The sequence below is a fragment of the Nitratireductor aquibiodomus genome, from assembly GCF_900105565.1.
GTDB classification, from domain to species: Bacteria; Pseudomonadota; Alphaproteobacteria; order Rhizobiales; family Rhizobiaceae; genus Nitratireductor; species Nitratireductor aquibiodomus.
This window is the reverse complement of the sequence record NZ_FNSL01000001.1, coordinates 770,940-790,116: the sequence shown is the minus strand read 5'-3', so window position 1 is coordinate 790,116 and position 19,177 is coordinate 770,940. Positions and strand designations below refer to the sequence as shown.

15 protein-coding genes and 1 tRNA gene are annotated in these 19,177 nt (G+C 60.7%); 6 read left to right on the top strand and 10 right to left on the bottom strand.

The window, feature by feature from the left end:
• Positions 1 to 623: 623 nt before the first annotated feature.
• From BLW55_RS03740 to BLW55_RS03715, 6 genes are all read right to left on the bottom strand, one after another.
• A complete protein-coding gene (locus BLW55_RS03740; RefSeq protein WP_007006978.1) occupies positions 624 to 2,159 on the bottom strand; it encodes an inorganic phosphate transporter in 1,536 nt (511 codons plus the stop codon).
• Positions 2,160 to 2,295: 136 nt separating this feature from the next.
• On the bottom strand, positions 2,296 to 2,763 hold the full coding sequence (locus BLW55_RS03735; RefSeq protein WP_090326788.1) for an NUDIX hydrolase: 468 nt from the start codon (positions 2,761 to 2,763) through the stop codon (positions 2,296 to 2,298).
• 235 nt (positions 2,764 to 2,998) lie between these two features.
• Positions 2,999 to 3,712 (bottom strand): 5,6-dimethylbenzimidazole synthase, encoded by a 714-nt coding sequence (bluB, locus tag BLW55_RS03730; RefSeq protein WP_090326786.1) that lies wholly within the window; start codon positions 3,710 to 3,712, stop codon positions 2,999 to 3,001.
• A gap of 23 nt (positions 3,713 to 3,735) precedes the next feature.
• Positions 3,736 to 4,233 (bottom strand): xanthine phosphoribosyltransferase, encoded by a 498-nt coding sequence (gpt, locus tag BLW55_RS03725; protein WP_007006975.1) that lies wholly within the window; start codon positions 4,231 to 4,233, stop codon positions 3,736 to 3,738.
• A 144-nt stretch (positions 4,234 to 4,377) separates the two neighbouring features.
• Positions 4,378 to 5,220, bottom strand: a complete 843-nt coding sequence (locus tag BLW55_RS03720; protein WP_007006974.1) for a universal stress protein — start codon at positions 5,218 to 5,220, stop codon at positions 4,378 to 4,380.
• Positions 5,221 to 5,296: 76 nt separating this feature from the next.
• Positions 5,297 to 6,049, bottom strand: coding sequence for a competence/damage-inducible protein A (locus BLW55_RS03715; RefSeq protein ID WP_090326785.1), 753 nt, complete (start codon positions 6,047 to 6,049; stop codon positions 5,297 to 5,299).
• 191 nt (positions 6,050 to 6,240) lie between these two features.
• On the opposite strand from BLW55_RS03715, the gene wrbA reads away from it, so the two are divergent.
• The gene (gene wrbA / locus BLW55_RS03710) at positions 6,241 to 6,840 is read left to right on the top strand and encodes an NAD(P)H:quinone oxidoreductase (RefSeq protein WP_090326782.1); all 600 of its coding nucleotides are present in this window, start codon (positions 6,241 to 6,243) and stop codon (positions 6,838 to 6,840) included.
• A 102-nt stretch (positions 6,841 to 6,942) separates the two neighbouring features.
• Here wrbA and BLW55_RS03705 read toward each other — a convergent pair whose 3' ends face one another.
• Positions 6,943 to 7,923, bottom strand: a complete 981-nt coding sequence (locus tag BLW55_RS03705; RefSeq protein WP_007006971.1) for a nucleoside recognition domain-containing protein — start codon at positions 7,921 to 7,923, stop codon at positions 6,943 to 6,945.
• 120 nt (positions 7,924 to 8,043) lie between these two features.
• Between BLW55_RS03705 and BLW55_RS03700 the strand changes: the two genes are divergently transcribed.
• Both BLW55_RS03700 and BLW55_RS03695 read left to right on the top strand, forming a co-directional pair.
• Positions 8,044 to 8,496 carry an Lrp/AsnC family transcriptional regulator gene (locus BLW55_RS03700; RefSeq protein WP_090326780.1) on the top strand — a complete coding sequence of 151 codons (453 nt, stop codon included), beginning with the start codon at positions 8,044 to 8,046 and terminating at the stop codon, positions 8,494 to 8,496.
• A gap of 175 nt (positions 8,497 to 8,671) precedes the next feature.
• A tRNA-Leu gene (locus BLW55_RS03695) sits at positions 8,672 to 8,756 on the top strand.
• Between the two features lie 39 nt (positions 8,757 to 8,795).
• Here BLW55_RS03695 and BLW55_RS03690 read toward each other — a convergent pair.
• The 3 genes from BLW55_RS03690 to BLW55_RS03680 all read right to left on the bottom strand — a co-directional run bounded on the left by BLW55_RS03690 (position 8,796) and on the right by BLW55_RS03680 (position 14,307).
• Entirely contained in the window at positions 8,796 to 11,267 is a 2,472-nt protein-coding gene (locus BLW55_RS03690; RefSeq protein WP_090326777.1) for an autotransporter family protein, read from the bottom strand.
• 258 nt (positions 11,268 to 11,525) lie between these two features.
• A complete protein-coding gene (recQ, locus tag BLW55_RS03685; protein ID WP_090326775.1) occupies positions 11,526 to 13,328 on the bottom strand; it encodes a DNA helicase RecQ in 1,803 nt (600 codons plus the stop codon).
• Between the two features lie 82 nt (positions 13,329 to 13,410).
• Positions 13,411 to 14,307, bottom strand: a complete 897-nt coding sequence (locus BLW55_RS03680) for a LysR family transcriptional regulator (protein ID WP_090326772.1) — start codon at positions 14,305 to 14,307, stop codon at positions 13,411 to 13,413.
• Between the two features lie 118 nt (positions 14,308 to 14,425).
• Between BLW55_RS03680 and BLW55_RS03675 the strand changes: the two genes are divergently transcribed.
• The 3 genes from BLW55_RS03675 (at position 14,426) to ade (ending at position 19,084) form a co-directional block, all read left to right on the top strand.
• Positions 14,426 to 15,364, top strand: coding sequence for a DMT family transporter (locus BLW55_RS03675; protein ID WP_244508977.1), 939 nt, complete (start codon positions 14,426 to 14,428; stop codon positions 15,362 to 15,364).
• A gap of 1,101 nt (positions 15,365 to 16,465) precedes the next feature.
• Positions 16,466 to 17,191, top strand: coding sequence for a TetR/AcrR family transcriptional regulator (locus BLW55_RS03670; protein WP_244508976.1), 726 nt, complete (start codon positions 16,466 to 16,468; stop codon positions 17,189 to 17,191).
• Positions 17,192 to 17,266: 75 nt separating this feature from the next.
• Entirely contained in the window at positions 17,267 to 19,084 is a 1,818-nt protein-coding gene (gene ade / locus BLW55_RS03665) for an adenine deaminase (RefSeq protein WP_090326767.1), read from the top strand.
• Positions 19,085 to 19,177 lie beyond the last annotated feature (93 nt).

Genomic DNA, 19,177 nt, shown 5'->3' with positions numbered 1-19,177 from the left:
ATTTTTACCGCACAGACGCTGTGTCCGCCGACTGCCGCTCGCCGGAACGAACGACTCTCCTTTACCGAAGGTTGGTGCCTCGTGGCGGGCCGGGAAGACGGCCCTCTTGAAGCGATGTCTCGCAGTCTGCGAAACCGCCCCCAACCTGACGCCGATGCAACGCTAACGTCACATAACATTCACATTATCTGGTGCGCAGAATATCTGAAGACACTAAATATAGTGTTAACAGCTTCTTTATGCCAGTTCGGCACACGCGCCCCCGTTTGATTTTTTCACGGCGCAAACGGCACCGCACCGCCCAAAATTCTGTTCGGGCAGGTCTCGGAAACTCAATACAAAATTGGAAAATCGACCGGGTTTTCGCCGACCAATCGCACCTTACGAACGCAGGCGCGAAACCCATAAAAGGCGACTCGTATCGTCACGTCAAGGAGTCGGGTCTCGATCATTTATGACCGCAAGATGTTGTGTGTCGCATATGTGAATAATGGGGAAGCCTCCTGGACACTGTTGCGGTTTTCAAAACCCAGCGTTCCCGGTATCTGGCGCGGGCAGGGAGCAGAAAAAACGCGCGGTGAAAAAACCGCGCGTCAAAAAAAGCCGAATGAAGAAAAACGGTGTCAGGCGACGAAATCAAGCACCAGGAATATGACAGCCGAAAGCAGGGCGGCTGCCGGAACCGTCGTCACCCAGGCGGCGACGATGGTGCGCACATGGGCGCGACGCACGAGCTTGCGGCGGGCGATTTCCTCACGTGACGTCTTCTGCAGTTCGATCTCCAGATCATCGTCGTCGCTGGCGCCGTTGTCCGCCTTGAGCCGCACGCCCTTGCGTTCAAGATAAGCACGGCGGCGCTTCGAATGCGCCGTATACCATTCGCGGAAGAAACCGACGCCGAAAATCGCGCCAACGGCGGTGTGGGTGGAACTGATCGGCAGGCCGAGACCGGAAGCAATGATGACGGTGATGGCAGCCGACAGCGCGACGCAGAAGGCGCGCATGGGGTTAAGCTTGGTGATCTGTTCACCGACCATGCGGATGAGTTTGGGCCCGAAGAGAACGAGGCCGATGGAAATGCCGGCTGCACCAATGACCATCACCCAGAGGGGGATGGTGACGGTGGTGTTGACGGTGCTCTCGTGGACCGTGAAGACGATTGCCGCCAGCGGGCCGACAGCATTTGCCACGTCATTGGCGCCATGGGCGAAGGAGAGGAGTGCGGCCGAGATGACCAGGGGAACCTTGAAAAGGCTGCGCAGCGACTGGTTGCGGTTCTCGAGACCCTCCGACTGGGCATGCACGAAGAGGTGCGCCAGGAACCACGTCACGGCGAAGAAGGCGAAGCCGATGATCGCAGCGCCCGTGCCGCTGACGGGAAAGACCTTTTTCAGCCCCTTGAGCGTGAGATAGGCGGCGAACGCACCGGCCATGATGGCAATCAGGAGCGGCAGCCAGCGCCGCGCCGCCGAGATCTTGTCGTCCTGATAGATGATCGCGGTCTTGATGAAAGCGAGGAACAGGGCGGCGATGACGCCGCCGACAACGGGGGAGACGACCCAGCTCGCTGCGATCTGCGTCATCATCGCCCAGTCGACAGAAGAGAAGCCGGCTGCGGCAATACCGGCACCCATGACCCCGCCGACCACGGAATGGGTGGTTGAAACGGGAGCGCCGATCCAGGTCGCCAGGTTGATCCACAGTGCCGAGGAGATGAGGGCGGCCATCATGGCCCGTACGAAAGCCTCGGGCGTTCCTACGGCAGCCGGATCGATAATGCCCTTGGAGATAGTGTCGACCACATCACCGCCGGCAATCAGTGCGCCGGCACTTTCGAACACGGCAGCAATGAGCAGCGCGCCACCAAGCGTCATGGCCTTGGCGCCCACTGCGGGGCCGACATTGTTGGCCACATCGTTCGCGCCGATGTTCAGCGCCATATAGGCGCCGATCGCGGCGGCGGCGATGATGATCACCGCGCGCGGCTCACCAAATGTGTAGGTGGCGGCGAAAATGGCGGTAAGCGCCAGGAAGAGAAGGCCTAGGCCCGGTGCGACCAGACCGCGCGCGACGGTGGTCGTGGCCTCCTCGACGTGCACCAGCTTGTCGAGGTCCTTGTCGAGGGTCTGCTTGCGCGGATTGGTGGCGGTGTCGCTCATTCCATTTCCAGTTTCGGCTGGGCCATTTCCAGTTTCGGCCGGTGCTGTGCCGTTAAGCCGGCATATCGCAAAGAAGTCCGGTCCCGGTTAGGAAACAAAGTTCCGCGCGGCAAGTCCTGACGATAAAAAAGGCCGTTCAGGCGGCGATTTCCCGTGGATTGTGCGCGAACCGAATCAGGAGTTCACCCAGATCGGGTTCCTTGACGGCAGCGGCTGCCTCAGCCGGCGAAAACCACTGACGGGTCCGCTGTTTGCGCTCAGGCCATTTTGCGCGCTCTTCCGTCACCTCGAGCGGAACGACGGCGACCTCGCAGGGCCACTCGACGCCTGTTCCGTCGAGTTTATGATAGTAGAAACGCCCGATTTCACCTTCGCCTGGCTTCCCGCGGACGCCCGCTTCCTCGCGCGCTTCGCGCTGGGCGGCCATGGAAAGCGTTTCCGCACCTTCCGGCCACCCTTTGGGCAGGACCCAGCGGCCGGTGCCACGACTGGTGACGAGCAGGAATTCGACACGTTTGCCATCCGGGGTTTTCCGCCACGGCAGGGCAGCGGCCTGCACACGACGCGGATTGCCGCCGAACAGACGCCGAACCGTTTCGGTCAACCGCAAACGTGTGCCGTGAGTGAAAATCGTACTTCTCCTTCGCCCGGGCACATCGCGCCGGGATTCATGACTTTCCTGCAAATAACTGTTTCTACGCTAAATTCACGCGCCGGGCGGACGTTTTCCGCCGAACTGCTCTCGCGCTCGAATCATGCGGCGCAGAAAGCCTGATGGCAGACATAGTGAATTGACGACAGAAATCAAGCGTTTGGCGCAACAATCGTGCGTCAAGCCATTAATCCTCAGGGTCGTGTTGCGCGTTCCATTTCTCTTCGTGGACGTGTTTCTTCACATCATCACGGTGTCGCCAGCCGCGCTTTTCGAGTTCGGGCCGGTCGTGGAAGCCGCGCACATGCCCCAGGCAGAGATAGCCCACCAGACGAATGCGATCGGGAATGCCAAGCACCGATTTGACCTGATCCTCGTGCAGAATGCTCACCCAGCCGACGCCGATTCCTTCCGCGCGCGCCGCAAGCCACAGATTCTGGATCGCGCACACGGTGCTGAAGAGATCCGTGTCGGCCATGTGGGTGGCACCGAGAATGACGGGACCACCGCGCGCGGGATCGCTGGTTACGCAGATATTGAGTGGCGCGGACAGAATTCCTTCAAGTTTCAGGGTGCGATACTGGGCCTGTTTCTGCGCGGGAAACCGTTTTGCGGCTTCTTCATTGGCCCTGGCGAAGATTTCGGCGATCCGGCTGCGCGTTTCCCTGTCGCGGACGAGAAGGAAATCCCAGGGCTGGGAGAGGCCCACGGATGGCGCCTGGTGGGCAGCGGCGAGGATGCGGGAAAGCGCGTTCTCGCAAAGTGGGTCAGGCAGGAACTCGCCGCGCACGTCGCGGCGTGTCGTGATGGCACGGTACACGGCGTCGCGTTCGGCGGGAGCGAACGCTTCACCGGACGTCAGATCGTTCGCCGTGCCGGACTTTTGCTCGATGCGCGACATGGGGCGCGTTTCCCCGGGCCCGTTCAGCCGCGCTGGTCTTCGGCGATCGGCTTCTGGTAGGAGAAACCCATGTCCCAGGGGAAATAGATCCATGTATCCTGGGAAACTTCGGTAACGAATGTATCGACCAGCGGTCGCCCCTTCGGTTTTGCGTATATCGTGGCGAAATGTGCCTTCGGCATCATGGCGCGTACGATGGCGGCGGTCTTGCCGGTGTCGGTCAGGTCATCAACGATCAGGACGTTTTCGCCGTCATCCTTCAGAAGCTCCGGGTTGATCTCCTTGAGAACCCTGAGATCGCCCTGTTCCGTGTAGTCGTGATAGGAGGCGACGCAGACGGTCTCGATCAGGCGGATGCCGAGTTCACGGGAGATGACGGCGGCGGGCACCAGACCTCCGCGTGTGATGCAGACGATGGCTTTCCAGTCGCCATTGGCGCCGGCGAGCCGCCAGGCGAGGGCGCGCGCGTCGCGGTGAAACTGGTCCCAGGAGACCGGGAAGGCTTTTTCGGGAAGAGACATCGACATCGCACTCCATATACGCATCGCGGCGGTAGATCGGAATGCGCGGTGAATTAGCCGGAAAGGGATGTCGAGCGCAAGCCCGACACCCTCCGATGACGGATTTTCAGCCAGTCTCCACTGCGAAGACGGGGCGAACCGGCATCAATGTGCCATGAAGGTCGGCACGGTCATGCTCTGCAGAATGGTGCGGGTGGCACCGCCGAACACAAATTCGCGCAGCCTGGAACGCCCGAAGGCGCCCATGACCAGAAGATCGGCGCCCGTGTCGGCGACGCGATTGTCCAGCACCTCACCATGGGAGAGGCCGCCAGACTGCTCCACCTTGACCGTGACGTCGATGTCGTGACGGGCGAGTGCCGCGGCGATGGCGGTGCCTGCCATGGCGGCGTCGCGGCGGGGCGTGTCCTGCGGGTCGACGCAGAACACTTCAACGCTGCCTGCTTCCTTCATGAAGGGCAGGGCATCGAAGGCGGCACGCGCTGCCTGGCGGCTACCGTTCCAGGCGAGTATGATCTTCTTGAACTCGGCCTCGCGTGTCTTGTGGATGTAGGGCACGAACAGGACCGGGCGGCCGCTTTCGAAAAGCAGGGCTTCGACATTGGCTTCCATGGCGCCGGCAGCGTCCGGATCGGTCTGCTGGGCGATGACGAGATCGGCACTGCGCGCGCTCTCGATGCCGGATATGGCGGAATCGCCCGAGACACTGTCGAAACCACGCCATTCATTACCGACGGCTTCCCTGCGGGCGCGCTCGTTGAAAAGGTTGCGGATCACTGCGTGACGGCGGTTTGTCTCTTCCTGCATATCGACGCTCAGATCGACGACGGGTCCGCCCATGGGGGAGGCCATGACCATCGGCAGTGCTTCGGCGTGGAGACCGATGACATGGCTGTCATGACGGGCCGCAAGCGGCAGGGCAAGATCGAGAACGCGCGGGGCGTCGGCTTCGCTTTGAAGAATGGCAAGAATGGTCTTGTAGCTCATGTCAGCCTCCTTGGAGCTGCGATGCAGGGCCGTCTCTATTCCTAACGCTCTGAGAGGCAAAAAGTTTTGCGCCAGATCAACCTTTTACCACCTGCCTGGCGGGAATGGCTTCCAGCATGCCGCGTGTCGCCTCGACAGCCGCCGCAAGCGCCTCCCTCGAACGGGAGCGAACCACGATTTCCGTCCAGAAGGAACCGTCCTGATATTTTGGATAAGAGCCGATGATGGTTTCGGGATGGGCGGCCTGGACTTCGCCGAGCGGACCGCCGATCGCGCCTTCGGGAAGCGGGGAGGGGATGGTCTCGGAGATAAGCCGGGCGCCGGTCCTGAGTTTGGGGATCACATTGTCGAGCATGGCCTGGAAAATTGCCGGCACGCCGGCCATCACATAGACGTTTTCGACGCGGAAGCCGGGGGCGACCGAGATCGGATTTTCTATGTGTTCGGCGCCTTCGGGCATGCGCGCCATGCGCTTGCGTGCCTCGGAGAATTCGATGCCGCGGCGGCCATAGTGCTCTGCAAGAAGCCGGTAGGCCTTCTCGTCATAACCGCATGGGCGACCGAAGGCACGGGCGATGGAATCGGCGGTTATATCGTCGTGGGTAGGGCCGATGCCACCTGTGGTGAACACATAGGTGTTGCGCGCGCGCAGCGCATTCACGGCTTCCACGATGGCCGTCTCGTCGTCTGAGACGACGCGCACTTCGCGCAGATCAATGCCGACCGCCGTCAGCATGTCGGCCAGGTGGCCGATGTTCCTGTCCTTAGTGCGGCCCGACAGGATTTCGTCGCCTATGACCACCATCGCGGCCGTTACGAGTTCGCTCATTTCGTGTGTGATCCCTGTTGACCATAGGAGAGATAAACCTCCGGCAGGGCGGGGGCAATGGGCCTCAAACGGTGAACAGTGTGTCGGCTTTCGTGCGGTTTTTAGTGAACCCGACAGAGGTTAGATGCGTTGAGGTCGCGTCGTCGCGGCAGACGACCGAAACCGAGATTGCAGCAAAAGCGGAGCAGACAATGACCAAGATTCTGGTTCTCTATTATTCGAGCTGGGGCCACATGGAAGCCATGGCCAGGGCCGCCGCCGAAGGCGCGCGGGACGCAGGCGCCGACGTGACCATCAAGCGCGTGCCTGAACTGGTTCCGGAAGAAGTGGCCCAGAAGGCACATTACAAGCTCGACCAGGAGGCCCCGATCGCCGAGCCGCTGGAGCTCGCCGACTATGACGGGTTCATTTTCGGTGTGTCGACGCGCTACGGCATGATGGCGGCGCAGATCAAGAATTTCCTGGATCAGACGGGGCCGCTCTGGGCGGAAGGCAAGCTGATCGACAAGCCGGCCACGGTGATGTCGTCTACCGCCACGCAGCATGGCGGCGCGGAGCTTGCGCTGGCCTCAACGCAGCTCGCCCTTCAGCACCACGGTATGCTGATCGTGCCGCTCTCCTATGCCTATCAGGACCAGATGGGCAACGACAAGGTGCGCGGCGGGGCACCCTATGGCATGACCACGACCACGAATGGTGACGGTTCGCGCATGCCTTCCGAGCAGGAGCTTGAAGGCGCGAAATTCCAGGGCAAGCGGCTGGCCGAAATCACCGCAAGGTTTGCTGGCTGACAGCGGCGAAAGCCGGAAATTCAAGCACAATCGCCCCCGCAGAATTCCGCGGGGGCGATGTCGGTCTTCAAGGCCAGAACGTTTCCACTTCCACTGGATGTTCTACGGGCCGGCCGGTGCCTCGCATTTCGTGCGCCGGAACGCCCATGAAAAAAACCTGTCATCGGGGATCGAGCGCAGGACGCAGGCAATCAGGGCCGTTGCCGCGACTGCGAATGCAAGGCGCCCGGCGAGCACGCCAAGGGCGTCTGCGCCCAGAGCCATGACGATCAGGGTGTCTTCTATAATGCTGTGCGCGAAGCCCATGAATACGCATGAAATGAAGACCTGGCGGGGTGAGATGTTACCCGTTCGCGCTTCGCGGATCAGCAATCCGCCACCGTAGGATATGCCGAGAAACAGACCCACGGCGGTAAACTGTCCCGCTTCCTCTCTGATTCCGGCAAGGCGCAGCGCCGGGGCAAGTATCCGCATCAACAGTGCCATGATGCCCGTCAGCTTCAGGACTTCCAGCCCCCAGGCAAGGGCAAGGAGAATGGCGAGCATGACGGCAAGGGCCTCCAGGAGCCCGAAAAGGAAACCCAGCCAGTCGGTGGAGGCGACGACCGGTATCCAGGTCGGGTTGAGCGGCTCCGCGAGCCAGCCTGTTGTCTCCAGTACATGATGCAGGATAATGGCGTAAACGACGGCACCGGCGATGCGGATCGACGTGGTGATCACAAATCCCGGACCGGCTCTCTGGATGATCTTCTGCTCAATCGGCAGGCCGTGCGCGATCAGCACAAGTGCCGAAAACACCGTGATGTCGGCAACGCTCATCGACGTGGCGGGCACCAGCGTGAAAATCATAGCAATCGCACCCCAGATCCCCACGAGCATGCCCGTTAGCCAGGCAAGGCCCAGTTCCGGCGGCAAACCGAAGAGCGCCATGACGGGCGCCAGAGCGGGCGCCGCGAGATCGATCAGTCCCGCCCGGGACATCACCTCGGTCGCGATTGTGATGGGAACCATGATGCGCACGAGTTCCCAGTATATCTGAAGCGTCTCGAGGGTTTTGTGGATGGCAAAACGGAGTGCGGACATCTCTGTCTCCAAAAATTCACTGCTGCCATTTTCTAGTCCGACGGCATTCGCATTTGTGGTCAAAAATTGCATATTTGTGCAATTTTATTGCACTCTAGGATTCGTCGTCTGGAGGTATGAATGGATCGGATCGACAGGAAACTGCTGAACCTTCTGCAACGCGACGCGTCGCGCACCAATGCCGCCCTGGCCGACGAGGTGGGGCTGTCCGCTTCAAGTTGTCTGCGACGAATTCGGCGGTTGCGTCAGTCAGGTGTCATTGACCGGATTGCCGCAATCCTGAATCCGGCCAAGACCGGGCGCACGCTGAAGGCCGTGGTGACGGTGGAGTTGAGACTTCACGGTGAGCCGAACACAAGGCAATTTCTCGACCTGGCGGCCAGGGAGGAAGCGGTTGCCCAGGCTTATGCCGTGACGGGAGAGGTCGACGCCGTTCTGGTCCTGCGTCTGCGGGACATGGAGGAATATGATGCGCTCTGCAACCGACTGTTTCAGGAGCGGATGAATGTTGCGAGATACTGGACGATGATGGTGATTCGAACCGGCAAGGACGACACCATGATTCCGCTTTGACATGCGCTGACGAAAGCGGCCGCGCCTGCGGTGAAGCAGGAACACGCAAGACCCCATCACGTGGATGCCGACCGGGTTTCACGCGCCATCATGTGCAAGTGAACATGCGTATTCTCTGAAGAACATGCGTATCGCGCTTGATCGCGCGGGTTTCTACCGCTAGTCGTTGAACCGTGCGGACGTGGCGAAACTGGTAGACGCAGCAGACTTAAAATTTGCCGCCTTCGGGCTTGCGGGTTCGACCCCCGCCGTCCGCACCAGACACGCAGGGAGCGTGAGGCGAACAATGCCGGCACAGCCTACCAGGTGATGCTCAGGCCCAGATTGGCCTCGACTATCTGCGTTTTCTCACCGCCGATATTCGTCGTATAATCAGCTGTTGCGAAAAGGCCGACCTGTTTGGTGAGGTTGGCTACAAGGCCTGCGCCGAGTTCGAGTGATGTGCCTTTGAGCTCGGTTGCAACCGCGTCCCCGCCGAAACGGAGGCTATGTTCTGCCGAGAATGTGTGCCAGAGATTGGCCTTGAAATACGGTTTCAGGCTCTGGCCATCGTCTGCCTGAAAATCTCCCTCCAGACGTATTCCCAACCGTCCTGTGACGACGTCGTCTGTTTCGAAGGTGACCGTAGAAAAACGGTCGCTCTGATCGTCGAGTGAGAGATGCTGCCAAATCAACTGAACCTGCGGTTCCAGGCGCCAGCGATCGTTGAGAGCGACAGGATAGCCTGTTTCAACCGAGGCTGCGACACCGGTCCCGTCAACCTCGATGGCTTCGCCGGCATTGGAGCGTGCCGCTCCGCCGAACCAGGTACCCGTCACGACGCCGTCCAGATACCAGCCATTGGGCGCAACATGCGTCCAGTAGCCGCCCAGGCTGGTGCCATGAATGTCGAGTTCGCCGACTGCCACGTCATTCCAGCCAATGGCCTGACCGGTGGTGTCACCGTTCATGCGGGCATGACTGATAAAGATTCCGGCCCGGTCAATATGCCCGCTATGGCTTTCGCGTCCAATCAGGTCCTGGCCAAGCTGAAAGCCCAATAAATTCCCGTCAAAACCGGGAGCGACGGTGCCGCCCCATTTGCTTTCGACGGTCTGGCCGAAGAGTCGGCTCCAGCTTGCCGGTAAAACCGTGTCTCCATTCCGCAGAAATGGTTGTGAGCCGCGTCTTTCATGGAACGTGCCAAGTGTGGACGCCGCCAAATGCTGAAGCACAGGCGGGACGGTGGAGTAGGCTGCAACCTCCGGACGGTATAGCGGAACTGTCTCGCCTGTCACCAGGGTCGCGCCCGGAGTGGGCGGGGTTCCCGGTGAAGGCGCAGGCACAGAGGGCGAAGTTGCTGGTGGGTTGACGATGGTTGAGCGCAGGTACCAATTCTCTTGCGTGCCGGCGGAGACACCGCCTCTATACAGTTGATACTCGAAAGCCCCGACCGCGACGCGGTCGTTGAGGGAGAACGCGCCAGCGGCGGTCGTTCCGCCTCCTGTCGCCTCGACGACCATGATCCCGTCCTGAACCGTGGTGCCGCCGCTGCCGCCCAGATTGACGATGGAGATGCCGGTGGAACCGGTGGCGGTTCCCTCCGCGATGACAAGCTTGTCCGAAGGCGAGGCATCGTCGCCCAGCACCGTGTTCAGAGACAGAATTCCGCCATCTCCGAAATAATCGCCGGTGATCGTGAACGTATCGGTTGCGCTGTTGCCGCCATTGGTCAGATCGATGGTGCCGGCATTGCTTACACTTGCTCGTTGGCCGGTGCCGAACGCATTGATGCCGCCAGTCGCCGAGCCGCCGAAGAGAGCGCTGGTCGCGTCGATGTTCATGGATCCGGTGCCGGTGCCGCTGTCGCCGAGGGTAAGCGTCTCGCTACCCGAGAAGGTCAGGGCAGATCCTGCGTTCACATTGATGGTTTCAAGCGTCTGGAAACGATCAGGAGTGTCGGCCACCACGCCTTCAAGCGTCAGGTCGTCTGCGCCGAGGCCGCCGAGAAACGCATTTAGACCACCAAGATTGGAGGCGTTCAGGTTGCGTAGCGTGGCAGTATCGTCATCACCGCCCAAATCCACATTGCCGCCAATGCTGCCGCCGCCATCCCACAGGAGTGTATCGGTTCCCACGCTCAGCCGGACATCGCCGCCGACAGAACCGCCGGTAATCGTGACGCGGTCGGTGCCTCCGCTGACGCTGATATTGCCACCGATCGAACCGCCGGAAAGGATGATGGTGTCGTGTCCGAATCCGGCCACCAGATTGCCGTCAATGGTGCCGCCAGACATATCAAAAATGTTGTTGGCGAGTTTCATGTCGACACGACCGATGCGCCCACCGGTCATGACCGCTTCGTCGCCGTCGTCGAAATGATTGACGATATGGCCCCCGGACATGAAGAACGTGTCGAAATGTCCGCCCTGGTTCAGGCTGTCAATCTGACCGCCAGTCATCCTGAAATCGTCAACGCCGTCGCCCTGCTGCAGCTGACCGTTGATTTCTCCTGAATGCACCTCGACCGTGTCGACGCCGGGACCAAACGTGACATTGCCGTTGATAATGCCGGAACCGCCAGCGGAGAGTGTCAGGGTGTTGTTGCCTGAAAGGTCCAGAACATCGCCCGTGTGCGTGCCGCTATCACAGACGAATATGTCGTTGCCGGCCGTAGGAACCAGAGTGCAGGCGGCGTGAGCGGTGGAAACCGGCCATGCCATGAAACTTCCCAGCGCGCTTCCCGACAATAAGATTGCCGTCAGTCGGCCGTTGAACGTCCGATAATGCATGTGCCCCCCCCCCTCAAACCACTGGCATCACGACGCAGTTTTTTGTTTTTACCGGATGCCCTTCCTGAAATCTCAGGATCCTATACAGGTCGCTTTATGATGCGACGCGATGGTCTTATGCATTTATGACAGACAGTGTTTTGCTGCCCGAGCCCAAAATACCCATGATTTACAAAATATACCGAGACCCAAGTCGACAGACAATTACTTAAATCAATAAAATTCTTATGTTTCGCTTCTTCTCGCGGGAGTGATTTCTTAGCGATAGCTGGCGATGACGTCCAGAAAGGCTTCGCCATATCGGTCGAGCTTGGCCTCTCCGATACCGGAAATTCCGGCCATGGCGTTGCGGGATACGGGGCGGGCGGTGGCCAGTTCGATCAGCGTGCGGTCGTGGAAGATGACATAGGGCGGCAGGTTCTGCGCGCGGGCAATCTCGATGCGCTTTTCACGCAGCGCCTTGAAGAGCTCGGCATCTGCCGGGGCGAGGGCGCTGGCAGCTTCGCTGCCGGAAGAACGGCGGCTCCTGCCCTTTGTCGCCGGGCGGGGAACACGCAGCATCATCGTTGGCTTTTCACGCAGAAACCGCGCGCCGCGCTCGGAAATCGAGAGGCCGCCATGGCCGCTGAAATCCACATCGACGAAGCCGTGGGCGACCATCTGGCGCAGGATGGAGCGCCAGGTGCGCTGATCGTGCTCCTTGCCGATGCCATAGGTGGAGATCTGGTCGTGCCCGAAACGGGTGATGCGTTCGTCCTCTGCGCCGAGCAGCACGGAGACGATATAGGCCTGCCCGAAGCGTTCGCCTGTCCGGTAGATGCATGAGAGCGCTTTCTGCACCGCGATGGAGCCGTCGAAGCGCTCTGGCGGACTGGAGCAGGTATCGCAGTTGCCGCAGGGCTCGCAATCGTCGCCGAAATAGTTGAGCAGGACCTGGCGCCGGCACTGGGCCGTTTCGGCGAGGCCGAGAAGGGCGTCGAGCTTCTGCATCTCCATACGCTTGCGCTGGTCTGATGCGTCGGACTCCTCAATGAAGCGGCGGCGCAGCGCAATGTCGTCGAAACCATAGAGCATCATGGCTTCGGAAGGCAGGCCGTCACGACCGGCGCGGCCCGTCTCCTGATAGTAGGCTTCAATGCTGCCGGGCAGATCGAGATGCGCTACGAAGCGCACATCCGGCTTGTCGATGCCCATGCCGAAGGCAATGGTGGCGACCATGATGACTGCTTCCTCGCGCTGGAATCGGGTCTGGTTGGCCTCACGCGCCTCGCGATCCATGCCGGCGTGGTAGGCAAGCGCGTTGTAGCCTTCCGACTGAAGCCAGGCGGCGGTTTCGTCGGTCTTGCGCTTGGAAAGGCAGTAGACGATGCCGCTCTCATCCCTGTGCTTTTCAAGGAACCGCTGGAGCTGACGCCGCGGATTGTCCTTTTCCTCAATGGCGTAGTTGATGTTGGGGCGGTCGAACCCGGCGATGAAGCTGTCGAGCCCGGCAATGCCCAGATGGGCGATGATTTCCGCGCGGGTGGGCGCGTCGGCCGTGGCGGTGAGCGCCATGCGCGGCGTGTCCGGAAACTCTTCGACCAGTGCATCGAGCTGACGGTAATGGGGGCGGAAATCATGGCCCCACTGGGAAAGGCAGTGTGCCTCGTCGATGGCGATGAGCGAGAGTTTGACCTGCTTCAGCCGGTCGAGAACGGCCGGGCGCAGCAGGGTTTCCGGCGAAACGTAGAGGATGTCGAGCGAGCCGTTTCCCATGGCGCGCCAGATGGCCTGGCGGGCGTCGGGCGGCAGGTTGGAGTTGAGCGCGGCGGCCCGCACGCCGGCCTGTTTAAGCGCGGCCACCTGATCGGCCATGAGGGCGATGAGCGGCGAGATGATGAGGCCCAGGCCCGGGCGGCAGAGTGCAGGGATCTGATAGCAGAGCGACTTGCCGCCGCCTGTCGGCATCAGAACGAAGGCGTTGTTGCCGGCGATGACGTGATCGACGATTTCGGCCTGGCGACCGCGAAAGGCTTCGTATCCATAAACGGTCTTGAGGATATGCGTCGGGTCAGCGGTCACGGCGGTCCTGTCGGGAGAATCGGGTGGTTATTCTCTCATAACAGGTTTGGGGGCGCACTGCAGACGCGCGCGGCGTGGACAGTCAGACAGCTCGGGCGGGGAGCGTTTCTACCAGGAAGTCGAGGAACGCACGCACCTTGGCCTGCACATGGCGGGCGGAGGGGTAGATCGCGTAGAGCGTGGTGTCCATCGGTGTCCAGTCGGCGAGAAGCGGGACGAGGTGGCCGGAGGCGAGGTCGTCCTGCACATAAAGTCTCGGAATAAGGCTTACGCCGAACCCGGCGCGCAGCGCATCGCGCACGGCGAGGCTCGAGGTGACCTTGTAGCGACCGTTGACCGGCACGCTGACGCTGCGGCCGGCCTTGTGGAAAGTCCATTCGTCCGCGTGGCCTGAAAGCGTGAACTGCACGCATTCGTGGCGGCGTAGCTCCTCCGGTGCGGCGGGTGGTGCGTTGCTTTCGAGATAGGCGGGCGCGCAGCACAGGACGTGATCGAGGATGAGCAGCGTGCGGGCAATCAGGCTCGAATTTTCCAGCCGGTCGCTGCCGCGAATGACCAGGTCGAAACCATCCTCGACAATGTTGACGCGGCGGTCGTCGAGCCTCAGGTCGAGGGTTATCTCCGGATAGCGTTCGAGAAAGCGCGGGATTGATGCCGACAGGGCGACGAGGCTCGCGGCCATGGGGGCACTGACGCGCAGGAGGCCGCGCGGCTCCTGCTGGAGCGGCCTAAGGGTGGCGTCGGCCTCCTCCAGATCGTCGAGAATGCCTGCGATGCGTTTGTGATAGAGCGCGCCCGCCTCCGTCAGGCTCATGCGGCGTGTCGTGCGGTTGATGAGACGGACGGCGAGATGCGCTTCCAGCTCTCTGATGTTCTTGCTGACGGCCGCGGGGGAGAGCCGCAGGCGCCGCGCAGCCTCGGCGAAGCTGCCAAGTTCAACGACCGTTCGGAACACGGTGAGGGCGGTGAGGCGATCCATAATTCAACACTGTCAGTCAATAGTCATTCGTCTGAGTCGCATATTATCAATCGGGTCGCAATGAACTAGCTATGCCTTCATGTTCGAAGCCGATAGACTTCTGAAAGGCAGGTGACCCGTGGCGATTGACAGGGAGCAGAGTGTGATGCGTGCCCATCTGGGCATGCTCTTGTGGGCGCTGATCGTCGGGGCCTCGTTCCCCGCGGTCGGGTTCCTGTCCGACGGCTTGCCGCCGCTGCTTCTGACGGCGCTGCGTTTCGCCATCGCGGCACTCGCCATGGTGCCGATGGTGCGCGGACGCGAGGACTGGCGGCCGAGCCTGCCGGCCCTTGCGCTCTACGCGGTGATGGGGCTCTGCCTTGCGGGATTTTTCGGCATCATGTTCTGGGCTGCGCATCGGGTGACCGCGCTTTCCATGTCGGCGCTTTTTGTGACGATGCCTCTGATTGCCTACGGGCTGGGGCGGATGCTGGGCGTCGAGCCGCGGGCGGGCGGGCTGTTGGCCATTCTGGGGCTTGGGGCTCTCGGTGCGCTGGCGCTGGCCATGGCGCAGACGGGCGGCGACCTTGCCCAGTTGCAGTTTGGCTGGAACGAGGTGCTGTTCTTTGTGGGCTGCATTGCGTCTGCGCTCTACCCCGTGCTTTCCAAATGGGGGCTGGCGCGGAACCTGCTTTCGAAGGATGCGGCGGCGCGTACTTTCTGGAGCCTCGCCGGCGGTGGTATGCTGATCGCGCTGGCCGGTGTGACTTTCGAGCCGGTCGATGCGCTTTCGCGGATGCAGATGGGCGATGTCCTTCTCGTTGCCTATCTCGGCGTCTTTTCAAGCGGCGTGACCTTCTGGCTCATGCAGCGCGGCACGGGTGTGCTGACGCCGGGTGCGGTGACGGCCTACAGCTATCTCGTGCCCTTCGTTTCCATGGTGGTGCTCTTCGTGACCCGGCCGCAACTGATCGGCTGGCACTGGCTGCCGGGCAGCCTGATGGTGATTGCCGCTATCGTGACCCTTTTGAAGCGTGGCTCGGGCGTTGCCTCCCGGCCCGTTGGGCAGACTGGCTGACGCTGCGCGGTGGTCCCGCGTCTTGTGACAAAAGTCCCAGATAGCAAAAAATGAACATTGACAAATCTAAGGCGTAGACGTCAATATCTCTTTATTTTGTTGTTTTCATTAAATAATTATGCGGTACTATCTTCATGTTTGATAAACTTACGATGGCCATGATTAGTGGATCGCCAGAACCCTGCGAACTGGCGGGGCTTATGTATCTCGACTGTTGAGTTGAGTTCAGCATTTTCTCCGCGATTAGTTCATGAACCAGTTCCAGTCTTGATCTCGACCGTGACGCGGTTGCCATACGGTACACGGCCTCGGCTGCTCCTGAGCACCTGATCGGAATGCACTGCAGGAATAGCTTCGCCGAAGCGTACGCGGAAGCGAACATATAGTTGGTGAGGGATCGCTGCAGGACCCCTCACCAGTTGAGCCGCCGGAACAGTTGTTCCGGCGCACGTCAGCAGGGGGAGTATAAATTCCTTTCCCCGAATTGTTAGAGGTACTTTGTATGACGCACTACATTGACGTTCGGCGTGACGGTCTATTCGCACCGGTTAGTTTTGGCGGTGGAGGCTCCAGTAGTGATGGAGGGAGCCAGGAGATAAGTACGGTATCAACCCAAGTGACCGGTACCGTTACGAGCATGGGAATGGGGGCGCTGATTGGCACACAATTTGGAGGCCCGATGGGGACGGCTGCAGGTGCCTTGGTCGGTGGCGCAATGAGCTGGAGCACATCTGGAGAGACCACGAGTGCCTGGAGTGTTGAGACCAATCCCGGAGGGCCTCAGCCCTGAGTTTCCATCGCCTCTGCTGAGCTACGTTCGGCGGAGGCATGCCCGCCAATGCAACCCGGAGATTTTTCTATGCACGACATCATTTTAATCGGGCTCATATTTGTCACTTCAACGGCAGCAACGATAACGGGAGATGAGTATGTTCTGGGGATGAACTCATCCCAGATTGTACTGTTTTTTTCTTCCATGCTGCTGGCAAAAACAATTGCGAACCATATCCGAAAGAGAAGATGACGCTGTGCGACGTACGGTAAAATGTGCACGCAATGTCTGTAGCTGCTGCAGCGTACGGAACCCGGTTCGCAGACGGTGTGCAGGGTTTCGTCCTCCTTCCAGCATTTCCATTTTCTCGTGACCGCCAGTCGAGATGGCCTACTGTCTTGAGAAATCGGGTCAAGGAAATTATTTACGGCTTGGTACAAAAGGTATTCGAGATGGCTGGACGCGGCAGGCCCAGAGCATTTGACAGGAACGAAGCGCTGCATCAGGCGATGCGGGTGTTCTGGTCGTGCGGATATGAAGGCGCCTCGATGAATGAGCTTGCCGAGGCAATGGGCATCAACAAACCCAGCCTTTACGCAGCTTTCGGCTGCAAAGAGGCGCTGTTTCGTGAAGCGATTGAGCTCTACGAGCGCGAGGAGGGCGCGCCTGTTGGCGAAGCCCTGCAGAATGGGAGCACGGCGCGTATCGCTATCGAGGCTGCGCTGCGTGTCAATGCACAAAGCTATACAAATCCCGATAATCCGCGTGGTTGCATGGTGGTGATCTCAGCACTTGCCGGAGCGCCGGAGAACAACCCTGTCTGCCGCTTTCTGGCCGAGAACAGGCGTGACAGCGAAGAGGGTTTTCGCCGCCGCGTGGAGCGCGGCATTGCCGATGGGGACGTGCCTGAAAGCGCGAATCCGAGCAGTGTTGCGGCTTTCTACGCAACCGTAATGCACGGGCTTTCAATCCGGGCGCGGGATGGGGCTACATCCGACGAGCTTGAACGGGTGGTCGACAGCGCCATTGCTGCCTGGGATATGATTGCGCGCTGACAGACCTTTCTGCTGAAACAGGCTGGCGTGGAAGACGCGGGTTTGCCAAAGTGCATCCTCCATCAGGAGGATATCATGCCCGATACCAAGCCCGTGCAGTCCACCGAACTCAAGCCATGGCACGCGGTCGCGCCGCTTCTAGTGGATGTGGCCATGGGACGCCGACCGGCCGATCTGGTGGTGCGCAACGGGCGCTGGGTGAATGTCCATTCGGGCGAAGTGATTCCCGCGACAGATATCGCCATCGTGGCGGGGCGTTTTGCCTATTGCGGGCCGGATGCGAGCCACGCCATCGGCGAGAAGACCAAGGTGGTCGACGCGATGGGGCGCTATCTGGTTCCAGGGCTATGCGATGCGCACATGCATGTGGAAAGCGGAATGGTGACGGTGACGGAATTTTGCCGTGCCGTGATCCCGCATGGCACGACCTCGATGTTTATCGATCCGCATGAAATCGCCAATGTTCTGGGCCTCGACGGTGTGCGGCTGATGCATGACGAGGCCATGGCGCAGGCGATCAACGTATTTGTGCAGATGTCGTCCTGCGTGCCTTCGGCGCCGGGGCTTGAGAATGCGGGAGCCGAACTTACAGCCGAGGATGTGGCGGAAGCCATGGACTGGCCGAACATTATCGGGCTTGGGGAGGTGATGAATTTTCCCGGCGTTGCGGCGAATGACGCGACGATGACGGGCGCGATTGCTGCGACTGTGAAGGCTGGCAAGACGGTTGGCGGGCATTATGCCTCGCCGGATCTTGGTCTGCCGTTCCACGGTTATGTGGCAGGCGGGCCGGAGGACGACCATGAGGGCACGCGTGCCGAGGATGCGATTGCGCGTGTAAGGCAAGGCATGAAGGCCATGCTCCGGCTTGGCTCTGCCTGGTACGATGTGGCAAGCCAGATCAAGGCGGTTACGGAGCAGGGGCTCGATCCGCGCAATTTCATTCTGTGCACCGACGACAGCCATTCTGGAACGCTGTTCAATGACGGACATATGGACCGCGTGGTGCGGCACGCGATTGCCCAGGGGCTGAAGCCGGTGACGGCGATCCAGATGGCAACGATCAACGCGGCCGAGCATTTTCGCCTCCAGCGCGAGCTGGGCTCCATCGCGCCGGGGCGACGGGCGGATTTCCTCATCGTATCGGACCTCGCCGAACTTGCGATTGACGAGGTGTTCGCGCGGGGTGTGAGGCTGGCGCGGAGCGGCCGGCTCGAAGCGGACATTCCCGCTTACGATTACCCAGCGAAGGCGAAGAACACGGTGCGGCTCGGCAAGGAGCTTGCGGCAGAGGATTTCGACATTGCAGCACCCGAAGGCGCGAACCATGTGCGGGCGCGGGTGATCGGTGTGATTGAGAACCAGGCACCGACGCGGGCGCTCGAAGCCGAGCTCGGTGTCGAGGACGGCGTTGTCGCCATGGACCGGCGCAACGATGTCTGCCAGATCGCGCTGGTGGAACGGCATCGCGGCACGGGGCAGGTGACGAACGGTTTCGTCTCGGGTTTTGGCTATATGCAGGACTGTGCGATGGCCTCGTCGGTGGCGCATGATTCACACCACATAATCGTTGTGGGCACCAACAAGGAAGACATGGCGAAAGCTGCCAACCGGCTGGGCGAAGTCGGCGGTGGCGTGGTGCTTTTCTCAAAGGGGCGCGAACTGGCACTCGTCGAGATGCCGATTGCGGGGCTGATGTCGGACGAGCGGGCCGAAGTGGTGGCGCGGAAGGCGGCGAAGCTGACCGGGGCCATGCGCGAGATGGGCTGCACACTCAACAACGCCTATATGCAGCACTCGCTTCTGGCGCTGGTGGTGATCCCCGAGCTTCGGATATCCGACACGGGCATCATCGACGTGTCGAATTTCCGCAAGGTCGACCTCTTTCTCTAGATGTGAGCTTTCAGGAAGTTGTTCACCGGACGCACAGAGGCCACTCTAAGTTATTGATGGAGCATCGGAATAGCCCGAAAGCCGGATATCGCT

Excerpts from the sequence above, each read along its gene's own strand:
- BLW55_RS03740 (WP_007006978.1), bottom strand. The coding sequence starts at position 2,159 with ATGAGCGACACCGCCACCAATCCGCGCAAGCAGACCCTCGACAAGGAC.
- bluB (WP_090326786.1), bottom strand. The coding sequence starts at position 3,712 with ATGTCGCGCATCGAGCAAAAGTCCGGCACGGCGAACGATCTGACGTCC.
- gpt (WP_007006975.1), bottom strand. The coding sequence starts at position 4,233 with ATGTCTCTTCCCGAAAAAGCCTTCCCGGTCTCCTGGGACCAGTTTCAC.
- BLW55_RS03720 (WP_007006974.1), bottom strand. The coding sequence starts at position 5,220 with ATGAGCTACAAGACCATTCTTGCCATTCTTCAAAGCGAAGCCGACGCC.
- BLW55_RS03715 (WP_090326785.1), bottom strand. The coding sequence starts at position 6,049 with ATGAGCGAACTCGTAACGGCCGCGATGGTGGTCATAGGCGACGAAATC.
- wrbA (WP_090326782.1), top strand. The coding sequence starts at position 6,241 with ATGACCAAGATTCTGGTTCTCTATTATTCGAGCTGGGGCCACATGGAA.
- BLW55_RS03705 (WP_007006971.1), bottom strand. The coding sequence starts at position 7,923 with ATGTCCGCACTCCGTTTTGCCATCCACAAAACCCTCGAGACGCTTCAG.
- BLW55_RS03700 (WP_090326780.1), top strand. The coding sequence starts at position 8,044 with ATGGATCGGATCGACAGGAAACTGCTGAACCTTCTGCAACGCGACGCG.
- BLW55_RS03690 (WP_090326777.1), bottom strand. The coding sequence starts at position 11,267 with ATGCATTATCGGACGTTCAACGGCCGACTGACGGCAATCTTATTGTCG.
- BLW55_RS03680 (WP_090326772.1), bottom strand. The coding sequence starts at position 14,307 with ATGGATCGCCTCACCGCCCTCACCGTGTTCCGAACGGTCGTTGAACTT.
- ade (WP_090326767.1), top strand. The coding sequence starts at position 17,267 with ATGCCCGATACCAAGCCCGTGCAGTCCACCGAACTCAAGCCATGGCAC.